Here is a 9868-nt window from a genome sequence, read left to right as displayed (position 1 = left end):
GCTCACCCAACGCCAGAACATCCAGCGAAGAAGCCATCACAAAACACGCCACCAAGCCGACCAAAATAACCGGCCAGACGCTCGCCACAGCCTTCCACGTGGAACCGTTCAGCGAACCCATCTGCCAGAACACAATCTGATCGCGGCTCGTCGTATCAGCAATAAACATGAGGAACGCAATAATCGCATTCGCCACCGCAGTCACCGCAATACCCGTCAAAATCATTGACAGAACCTTCGCGCGGCCCGAAGAGCGCGACAGGAAATACACCAGCGCAGTAGCCGCCAACGCACCCACAAATGCGAATGCAGGAGTCGTGAAAATACCGAAGAACTGCAGGTTCAACACAATCGACAAACACGCGCCAACCGCAGCACCCGAAGAAACACCAATCACGCCCGGCTCAGCCAACGGGTTACCAAACACCGACTGCATCACCGCGCCGGAAGTACCCAAAGCGGCACCCACCAGCACGCCCAACAGCACACGTGGGAAACGGATATTCCACAGGGTGCTATCCGCCAGCTGCATCGCCGGGTTCTCCGGTGCAAGACCCAGACGGCGGCCCACAGAAGCAACCACCTGATCAACCGGAATATTGTACTGACCCAAACCCGCAGACAGCACCATCACAGCGCACAGCGCCACCGCCAAAAACGTAAACGTCAGACCGGCACGACGCCGACGCGAAGCACGATAATCCCTCGCGCCCGCTGCACTCTTCACCGCAGCCACTACTGGGCTCCCGCAGGAGTCGAGTACGCAGCCTTAGCCAGCGAGAGCAACACCGCCGGAGTATTCGGGCCGTAGGACAGAATCTGGCCGTCACCCATATCGATAATGCGCTTATTCTTACCGGCAGTCGTCTCACCCACACCCGGGCGAGCCAAGAAACCGTCCAAACCACCGGTGGACTTAATGCCGCCGCTCATGGTCAGAATGACGTCCGGGTTCAGCTTCACCAGCGCCTCACTGGTCGCCGGAATAATATTCGTCGCGTTCTGCTCAGACGCCACATCCTTGCCGCCAATAGCCTGAATCAAATCATCAGCGCCCGAACCCTTACCGAGCACAAAGAACACGCCAGCGGTACCGCGCACGTACAGGAACGCGAACGACACCTGCTGCTCACCCTTCGGGGCAACGTCCTTGAGCACCTGCAGGGCATAATCCAGGTCCTTCTGCACGCGGGCAGCAACCTGCTCGCCCGCCTCCGGAACACCCAGCGCCTGCGCAACAGCCTTGAGCTGCGGAATGATCTTATCCATACGACGCTCATGATCGAAGACCACCACGGTCACACCCGCAGCGCGCAGCTGATCCACAATCTCAATCGGGCCGTTGCTCTTATCCCACAGCACCAGGTCCGGGGAGGTCGCCAGAATCGCCTCAGCGTTCAGGTCGTGACCGTTCTGGGTCACCAGCGGCAGATGAGCCAGCGACTGCTCAGTTGAGGAGGTGACACGACCGACCAGGCGACCACCCAGACCCAGCGCAATCATCTGCTGAGCCAGAGTGCCGTACAGGTCCAGTGCCAGCACGCGGTCAGCGGACTTCACGGTCACCTCAGTGCCGTTGAAATCCTTGAACGTCACCGGGAAAGCCGGAGTGGGGGTGTCGACCATCGGCTGAATTTCCGGGGTATCTGCGGCGCTATTGGGGCCGCGCAGAGCCTTCTGATCGGGGGCAATAGAAGAACGCAGCTGATCCGCCAGGTTCTCCAAAGCGGTGCGGGTGCTCTGCTCATCCACAACAGCCTGCGAAGTACTTGAAGAAACAGTTGGGTTCTGAGTACCAACACCGCAAGAGCTCAGCAGAAACGCAGAAGTGATGGAGAACGCCGCATACTTCACTGCATCGCGGCGGTTCAGGGCTGAAGAAGAAAGGGAAGAAAACATCGTAGTCTCGCAGAAAAAAGGGAGCTAGAAAAACTGGGGTAGGTGCCGGGGCAAAACCTGGCACCTGAAGCGGGGGTGCAGCGAAAATCTGCACCCCCGCACGGGCCGTGTCGGCTCACAGGTGAACCTCATGATTGAGTCTCACGGGCGAGCCGACAGTGTGGGCATCCTCGTGAGGTGCCGTTATGCCTTCTTGCGGCGGCGAGTGTACACGACGGTACCCGCACCGGCTGCAACAGCGATGAAACCTGCAACCAGGGTGCCCTCAACACCGGATGCACCGGTGGAAGCCAGAGCCTTGCCGGTGACCGGGTCGCAGCCCTCACCCTCGTAGACGGTCTCGGTCACGGTCTTGGTGGTGGTCTTCGCGCCGTTGATCGCCGCGGAGAAGCTCAGCGGAGCCATGTCCTTACCGGCCTCGTAGAAGCCAGCGAACGCCTTCGCGCCCTCAGCGGTCAGGGTGGTTGCCGCACCGTTGACGCTCACGGCGTCAGCGGAGCTCTGCAGACCCGAAAGATCCACCTTCAGTAGCGCCACCTCACCGTAGTTAGTCGCCTTGCCGGAGGAATCATTGCTGGTCACGGTCGCGTAGAGAGTGCCGGAATTGCCGTCAATTTCAAGGCGCGGGTTCGCAATGGTGGTGTCCAGAATGCCGTGGTGGCCGGTGAAACGAACCGAACCGCTGAAGGAGATAGAACCCTTACCACCCTTGAAGGTGCCGGTGCCGTTAGACCAGTTGAACGTATCCGAAGAGTAGGAGGTGCCGTTCAGCTCCCAGCTACCGTTCGCGATGCCGCCGCGCACGTAGTTGCGGAAGGAATCACGCACGCCCCATCCAAGGTTTGCGCTCTTAATGGTGCCGTCGGATGCGCCCTGCTCCTGCACCTCGCGGGTGCGGGTGACGGGTACGCAGACCGGCTGTGCCGGGTTGTTGCTGACAGAACCGTTCGAGGAGGAACCGCCGTTAGAAACGCTGCCGGAGGTGCCTGCCGAACCGTTAGAACCGGAGCCGTTAGCGCCAGAGTTGCCGGAGTTCGAAGAGCCGTTTTCGGAACCCTTGTTATCGGAGGTGCTGCTCTCGGAGGACTTGTTCTCGGAGACGCGGGGAACCTCAACGGTGTTCTCCGCGGTCTGCTCGCTGAGCTTTACGGAGAAGCTCAGCGGTGCCATAGCGTTGTCGGCACCGCGGTACTGGCCCGCGAAGAGCACAGTGGAACCTTCATCGGTGAGGGTGACTGCCGCGTTCTGCGCCGAGAAGACGCCGTCCTTCACGCTCGCGCCGGTAAGGTCCACCTCAGCGATTGCCAGGCCGGTCTTGGAAACGGACTTGCCGTCGAGGGTCAGCGCGTCCACGTCAGCAACCAGGGTGCCCTTGCCGTTGACGACGACCAGGCGCATGTTCTTGATGGTGCTCTTGAGCTGGCCGTTGTGGCCGGTGAACTCTGCGGTGCCCGCAAAGTTGATCTGACCGGTCTTCGTCTCGGGGTTGTACACGCCGGATGCCTGAGTGTACTTGAAGCCGCCAGCTGCGGTCTTCTCCATGCCTTCAACGTTCACGGAGCCGTGCGCGAAGCCGGTCAGGTACTTCAGGAAGGACTCGCGGATATCCCAGCTGAGGGTGCCGGACTCGACGACGTTGCCGGTGACCTTCTCGTCACGCTTGGGTTCGGTGGTTGCGGCGGGGGAGGAGGGAGCCGCGGAGGTGGGCGCTGCGCTCGGGGCAGCGGAGGTGGGCGCTGCAGAAGTCGGGTCGGCGGGCTTGGGCGCCTCGCTGGTCGGCGCGGAGGAGGGCGCTGTGGTCGGCTCGTTGCTGGGCTCAGCGGTCGGCTTTGCGGTCGGCTCGTTGCTGGGCTCAGGGCTCGGCGCGGGTGCTTCCTTGGTCACGATGGTTGCGGAGAAGCTGAGCGCATCCAGCTCCTGACCTGCCTTGTAGAAGCCCGCGAAAGCGCTGGTTGCCTCTTCGGCAAGCTTGACGCGGGTGCCGTTTTCCTCGTCAACGCTGGGCAGGGTGATGGTGTTACCCTCAACCTTCAGGCCGGAGGCGTTGAAAGTGCCGAGGGTCATGTTCTTGGTTTCGACCAGGTCGTTCGGGGTGGTGTTGCCGTTGTAGGGGCGCGACTGAACGTTGGCGCGCACGGTGCCCACGCCGTCCTTAATGGTGACGGAGAGGTCGGAGATGATGACTTCCAGCAGGCCGTGGTGTGCGGTGTAGTGAATCGAGGAGCCGGTGAAGGTGACGGAGTATTCGCCGTTGGCTACGGTGCCTTCGGCGGAGGTGAAGTGGTAGGAGCCGTCTTCGTTGGTGGTGACGCCGGTCAGTTTCTGGGAGCCCTGGGAGAAGACGCCGTTGATGTAGGAGCGGAAGGACTTCTTCAGGCCCCAGTTGACGGTGACGTCCTGCAGGCTCTGCTCTGAGGCTGCGGTTACCTCACCGGCGCTGATGTGGGAGTTGGTTTCAGCTGCGAAGGCCGCGGGTACGCCAGCGACGCCGCTGAGGCCGATGGTTGCCGAAGCCAAGAACGCCCAGGTGCGCTTGGTGAGAGAGGGGGTAGACATTCGGTGTCTCCTTGAATTTTGTGATTGTGGTGTTCGTATCAAGTCTAGCCTTATTAGCCTATATTTGTGTAACTTAATGCCTAGGGTGACTTGTGCATGAGGTATACCTTAGCAAAAGTTTTTGAAAACTATTGCCAAAAACGGTTTTTGGTGACAATATGTCATTGTCAGGTTTTGGTGACATCATGTCACTAAAACATTTATTGTTCACCCACAACCCACTTTAGGAACTCACAATGACCGTGATCGCCCCCGAAACCACCCAGGAACGCTTCTCCGCACGCCTGAAGGAAAGCACCAAGTACGTCCACGACAACGCCGAACACTCCACCTTCATGGAAGACCTCATGGGCGGCTCCCTCAACACCGAGGCATACCTGCGCCTCATCAACCAGTACGTGCACATCTACGACGCACTCGAAGCAGTCTCCGCACACTACCGCGCAGAACCCAACCCCATCACCGAACCCTTCACCCACCCCGGCCTCGACCGCGCAGAATACATCCGCGCAGACATCCGCGCACTCGGCCAGGACGGCGACATCGACGCGCCCCTACCCGCAACCGCAGAATACGTAGAGCGCATCCGCGCCACCATCAACTCCCCCGAACGCTACCTCGCACACCACTACCTGCGCTACCTCGGCGATCTCTCCGGTGGCCAGGCAGTCGCAGTGCTGGTCAGCCGCCACTACGGCATCCCCGCCGAAGCACTGAGCATGTACCGCTTCACCGAATTGCCCAAGCCCAAGGTCTTCAAGGACGGCTACCGCGAACTGCTCGACAACGCACCCATGACCGACGAACAGCGCGAAGCCCTCATCGACGAATGCATCGAAGGCTTCCGCATCAACGCCTCCCTGTTCGCGCAGCTGGGCCGCAAGGTCGCCGAGGCATAAACACTCAACGCCTCAACGCACAACGCCTCAACACTCACCGCACAAGCCCGCGGGCATAACAAAAGGGGCGGATGCTTTCACAAGCATCCGCCCCTTTCGGCGTTCGTCTCAAACTAGTCGAAGACTAGCCCTTCGCAACCTCACCGAAGTAAGAAGCGAGAGTACCCTCGTGAGCTGCACGCAGCTCATCCAGGTCAATGGAAACCTCATCCTGGAAGTCCAGAGCGTTCGACTCAGCATCCACCACACCAATACGTGCGAAGGGGAACTGGCGAGCGGTGCACATATCCTTGAAGCGCACCTCCTCAGAACGCGGAACCGAAACCACAACGCGGCCCAGGGACTCCGAGAACAGCAGGGTGAACAGGTCCAGGCCGTCACGCTCAGCAACCTCACCCAGACCAATGCGGGCACCGGTGTTGAAACGCAGGCAAGCCTCCGACAGAGCCGCAGCCAGACCACCAGCAGACACGTCATGCGCGGCATCAATCATGCCGTCACGAGACATGTTCACCAGCATGTCACCCAGCTGACGCTCCAGAGCCAAATCAACCTTCGGCGGCTGACCGCCCAGGTGGCCCTTGAAGCGAGCCCACTCGGAGCCGTCCAGCTCATCGCGAGTGGTACCCAGCAGGTAGATAGCCTGACCGTCATGCTCAGGAGCCCAACCCGAAGGGGTGCGGCGGGTGACGTCATCCATCACGCCCATCATCGCAACCACGGGGGTCGGGTTAATAGCCTTGCCACCGGTCTGGTTGTACAGGGACACGTTACCGCCGGTCACCGGAACACCCAGCTCCATGCAGCCATCAGCCAGGCCGCGAACAGCCTCAGCGAACTGCCACATGACATCCGGATCCTCGGGAGAACCGAAGTTCAGGCAGTCAGACACAGCCACGGGGCGTGCACCAACGGTCGCAACGTTACGGTACGCCTCAGCCAAGGACGCGCGAGCACCCTCGTACGGATCCAGGTAGGTGAAACGCGGGGAGGCGTCGGTCGCCAGAGCAACACCGAGGTTGGTGTTCTCGTCCACGCGCACCACGCCGCCGTCATCCGGCATGGACAGGGCGGTGTTGCCCTGAACGTAGCGGTCGTACTGGTTAGTGATCCAGGACTTGGAGCACATGTTCGGGGACGCCATGAACGCCTTGATTGCCTCGCCCAGCTCCTTACCGCGCGGGCGGGAATCGTCAGCAGCCGAACCGGTGAAGTGGTTAGCCTGAACGTCATCCTGCCACTCGGGGCGTGCGTAAGGACGCTCGTAGGTGGGGCCGTCGTGTGCAACGGTGCGGGGGTCAACATCCACGATGACCTCGCCGTCCCATTCGATGACCAGGCGGCCGGAGTCGGTCACCTCACCGAGGAAGGAGTACTCCACGCCCCACTTGTTCATGATGGCCTCGAAGCGCTCCACGTTCTCGGGGGAGACAACAGCCATCATGCGTTCCTGAGACTCAGACATCAGAATCTCGCCCGGGGTCAGGGTGGGGTCACGCAGCAGAACCTTGGTCAGGTCGACGTGCATGCCGCCCTCACCGTTAGAAGCCAGCTCGCTGGTTGCGCAGGAAATACCCGCAGCACCCAGATCCTGAATACCTTCAACCACGGAGCCCTTGAACAGCTCCAGGCAGCACTCAATCAGAACCTTCTCAGCGAAGGGGTCGCCCACCTGAACGGCAGGACGCTTCGAGGGCTTGGTGTCGTCGAAAGACTCGGACGCCAGCACCGACGCGCCGCCGATGCCGTCGCCACCGGTGCGTGCACCGAACAGAACAACCTTGTTGCCCACGCCCGATGCGTTCGCCAGGCGGATGTCCTCGTGGCGCATAATGCCCACAGCCAGTGCGTTGACCAGCGGGTTTGCCTGGTAGCAGGAGTCGAACTCGACCTCGCCGCCGATGTTCGGCAGGCCCAGGGAGTTACCGTAACCGCCAATACCGGCAACCACGCCGCCAATAACGCGGGCGGTGTCCGGGTGATCAATCGCGCCGAAACGCAGCGGATCCATCACAGCAATCGGGCGTGCACCCATCGAAATAATGTCACGCACAATACCGCCCACACCGGTCGCAGCACCCTGGTAGGGCTCCACGTACGAGGGGTGGTTGTGGGACTCAATCTTGAAGGTAACAGCCCAGCCGTCACCAATATCGGTCACACCGGCGTTCTCACCGATACCGACCATCAGGTCCTTCTTCATCTCATCGGTGACCTTCGCACCGAACTGCTTCAGATGAACCTTAGAAGACTTGTAGGAGCAGTGCTCGGACCACATGACCGAGTACATTGCCAGCTCAGCCGCGGTAGGACGGCGACCAAGAATCTCCTTAATATCCTCGAACTCGTTCTCCTTCAGGCCTAGCTCAGCCCAGGGGAGTTCGGTGTCCGGGGTTGCCGCCGCGTGCTCGACGGTGTCGAGGTTAAACTGCTTTTCGCTCATAACTTCTTAGAATCCTTGTCGTGCGTTAGCGGGCGTTAATCAGGTTGGCAAGAACGGAGGTGAACACGCCGAGACCATCGGCGCCACCGCGCAGAGAAACCTCACCAAAACCGGAAGAGGAAGGACCGAAGCCAGGCTCCACAGCGTGCTCCGGGTGGGGCATCAGACCGACCACGTTACCGCGCTCATTGCTGATACCAGCAATGTCGTTACGGGAACCGTTCGGGTTGAAACCAACGTAGCGGAACACCACGCGACCCTCAGCCTCCAGCGCTCCCAGAGTCTTCTGGTCAGCAACATACTGACCGTCCTGGTTCTTCAGAGGAACAACAATCTCCTGGCCAGCAGCGTAGTTGCTCGTCCAGGAGGTGGAGTTATTCTCAATGCGCAGAACCTGATCACGGCAAATGAACTTGCGGTGATCGTTCTTAATCATCGAACCGGGCAGCAGGTGAGACTCAGTCAGAATCTGGAAACCATTGCAAATACCCAGAACAGGCAGGGGAGCAGAACCGGAGGTGCCAGCAGCGTTAGCGGCATCAATCACCGAACGCATCACGGGAGCCTTCGCAGCAATAGCGCCAGCACGCAGGTAGTCACCGTAGGAGAAACCGCCAGGAATAATGACGGCATCAACGTTCTTCAAATCAGCGTCGTCGTGCCACAGCTCAACGACGGTACCGCCAGCCAGACGGACAGCACGCGCAGCGTCACGGTCATCCAGAGTGCCGGGGAAAGTCACCACGCCAACGCGTGCATCAGCGAAAGCGGGGTTCGGGGAGTAAGTAGAAAAGTCGCCAACCAGAGGGACTTCAGTAGGTGCGAGGGACTCTGCCATAGGTATTAGTCCTCCAGAACCGAAACGTTCACAACGTCTTCGATGACGGGGTTCGACAGCAGCTCTTCAGCAGCCTTGCGGGCAGCTGCGAGGTGCTCCTCGGTTGCCTCACCCTCGACGGTCAGCTCGAAGCGCTTACCCTGGCGAACATCAACGAAAGAATCAACGCCGATACGGGGCAGCTCGTGAGAAATAGCCTTACCCTGCGGGTCAAGAATTTCGGGCTTGAGCATAACATCAACAACAATACGGGCCATGTGTGGGCACTCCTTGGGTGCGTGGGTTCTGTATGAGCCGTATCTCATCTTACCGTACTAACGACCGTAACGGGGGTATGTGTTCGGTTGGTGGATACCCTAAGAGGCTCGAATCACGTCTTTTACGCCTCGAGGGGTGGAAGATAGCGCTCACACACCTCCAGCAGGCGCTCACGCAGGCCAATCGAACGCTCCGACAGCTCACGCTGAATCCGCACGTACTCAGCCTTACCCTCGGCAGTCTCCACCGGGATTGGCTCATACCCCCAGTCGCGAATATCGTAGGGGGCCGCGCGCATATCCAGTTCGCGCGCATCCCACGCCAGGTCAAAACAATCCATGACCAGGGTCGAATCAACCAGCGGCAACAGCTTATACGCCCACTTGTACACGTCCATATTCGCGTGCAGGCACGCCGGCTGCTCCAGGACGCGCTGCGTCTCGCGGGTCGGCTGCAGCTCGTTCATCGGTGCCGCCTGCGGCATGAAGAAACGGAACGCATCAAAATGCGAGCAGCGGATGCGGTGCTCCTCCACCACACGGTCCGTACCCTCCGCACCCAGGCGCAGCTGCAGGTAGTCGTGGCGGATATTGTTCTCCACCGACTTGTACGCCATTGCCCACTCGTGCATGCCGAAGCAGCCGAACTGCCCCTTCTTCGCGGCGGTGTTGCGCAGAATCTCGTGGGTAAAGGCGAGGGCGGTAGCGCGGCGCTCCACAAAATCGGTGACGTCCACGGTGACGGCGGAGGCGGCATCCGCCTGGGCGCGCGCCACCTCAGGAGTGCAACCAGCCTCAAGGAGTTCCTGCTCGGTTGCGGGCCGGTAAAAACGCCAGGAGGCGCGTTCGGGCGCATCCAGCAGGATGATGCCGGCGCCGGGGTGCCAGCGCTTGAACTGGCCGGGCTTGAGCGTGTAGTAGGTGAAGAGGAAGTCCTCCACGGGGTGCACTTCGTGGCGGGCGCGACGCTGCGCAA

The 9868-nt window shown here is 60.5% G+C and carries 8 protein-coding genes; 1 reads left to right on the top strand and 7 read right to left on the bottom strand.

Features of this window, described 5'->3' with window-relative positions; genetic code table 11:
• From Q0216_RS09710 to Q0216_RS09700, 3 genes are all read right to left on the bottom strand, one after another.
• The coding region (locus tag Q0216_RS09710; RefSeq protein WP_298594928.1) for an iron ABC transporter permease at window positions 1–736 on the bottom strand (736 nt) is incomplete at its 3' end.
• Window positions 736–1899 carry a hemin ABC transporter substrate-binding protein gene (locus tag Q0216_RS09705; protein WP_298594926.1) on the bottom strand — a complete coding sequence of 388 codons (1164 nt, stop codon included), beginning with the start codon at window positions 1897–1899 and terminating at the stop codon, window positions 736–738. The genes Q0216_RS09710 and Q0216_RS09705, both read right to left, overlap by 1 nt.
• Window positions 1900–2082: 183 nt before the next feature.
• Window positions 2083–4455 carry an HtaA domain-containing protein gene (locus Q0216_RS09700; RefSeq protein WP_298594924.1) on the bottom strand — a complete coding sequence of 791 codons (2373 nt, stop codon included), beginning with the start codon at window positions 4453–4455 and terminating at the stop codon, window positions 2083–2085.
• A gap of 236 nt (window positions 4456–4691) precedes the next feature.
• Here Q0216_RS09700 and Q0216_RS09695 point away from each other — a divergent pair, with 236 nt between their 5' ends.
• Window positions 4692–5354, top strand: coding sequence for a heme oxygenase (biliverdin-producing) (locus Q0216_RS09695; RefSeq protein WP_298594922.1), 663 nt, complete (start codon window positions 4692–4694; stop codon window positions 5352–5354).
• 124 nt (window positions 5355–5478) lie between these two features.
• Here Q0216_RS09695 and purL read toward each other — a convergent pair whose 3' ends face one another.
• From purL to Q0216_RS09675, 4 genes are all read right to left on the bottom strand, one after another.
• Window positions 5479–7797: a phosphoribosylformylglycinamidine synthase subunit PurL gene (gene purL / locus Q0216_RS09690; RefSeq protein ID WP_298594920.1), complete on the bottom strand. Its 2319-nt coding sequence runs from the start codon at window positions 7795–7797 to the stop codon at window positions 5479–5481.
• Between the two features lie 25 nt (window positions 7798–7822).
• Complete coding sequence (gene purQ / locus Q0216_RS09685) at window positions 7823–8635, bottom strand: phosphoribosylformylglycinamidine synthase subunit PurQ (protein ID WP_298594918.1); 813 nt, start codon at window positions 8633–8635, stop codon at window positions 7823–7825.
• A gap of 5 nt (window positions 8636–8640) precedes the next feature.
• Window positions 8641–8892: a phosphoribosylformylglycinamidine synthase subunit PurS gene (purS, locus tag Q0216_RS09680; protein ID WP_005507194.1), complete on the bottom strand. Its 252-nt coding sequence runs from the start codon at window positions 8890–8892 to the stop codon at window positions 8641–8643.
• A 122-nt stretch (window positions 8893–9014) separates the two neighbouring features.
• A partial coding sequence (locus Q0216_RS09675; RefSeq protein ID WP_298594916.1) for a 3-methyladenine DNA glycosylase occupies window positions 9015–9868 on the bottom strand: 854 nt, incomplete at its 5' end.

The sequence above is a fragment of the uncultured Rothia sp. genome (assembly GCF_937976295.1).
In the GTDB taxonomy this organism is placed as follows: domain Bacteria; phylum Actinomycetota; class Actinomycetes; order Actinomycetales; family Micrococcaceae; genus Rothia.
Note: the sequence above shows the minus strand (reverse complement) of the source record. Positions and strands in the feature narration are given on the sequence as shown.

Excerpts from the sequence above, each read along its gene's own strand:
- Q0216_RS09700 (WP_298594924.1), bottom strand. The coding sequence starts at position 4,455 with ATGTCTACCCCCTCTCTCACCAAGCGCACCTGGGCGTTCTTGGCTTCG.
- purL (WP_298594920.1), bottom strand. The coding sequence starts at position 7,797 with ATGAGCGAAAAGCAGTTTAACCTCGACACCGTCGAGCACGCGGCGGCA.
- purQ (WP_298594918.1), bottom strand. The coding sequence starts at position 8,635 with ATGGCAGAGTCCCTCGCACCTACTGAAGTCCCTCTGGTTGGCGACTTT.
- Q0216_RS09695 (WP_298594922.1), top strand. The coding sequence starts at position 4,692 with ATGACCGTGATCGCCCCCGAAACCACCCAGGAACGCTTCTCCGCACGC.
- Q0216_RS09705 (WP_298594926.1), bottom strand. The coding sequence starts at position 1,899 with ATGTTTTCTTCCCTTTCTTCTTCAGCCCTGAACCGCCGCGATGCAGTG.
- purS (WP_005507194.1), bottom strand. The coding sequence starts at position 8,892 with ATGGCCCGTATTGTTGTTGATGTTATGCTCAAGCCCGAAATTCTTGAC.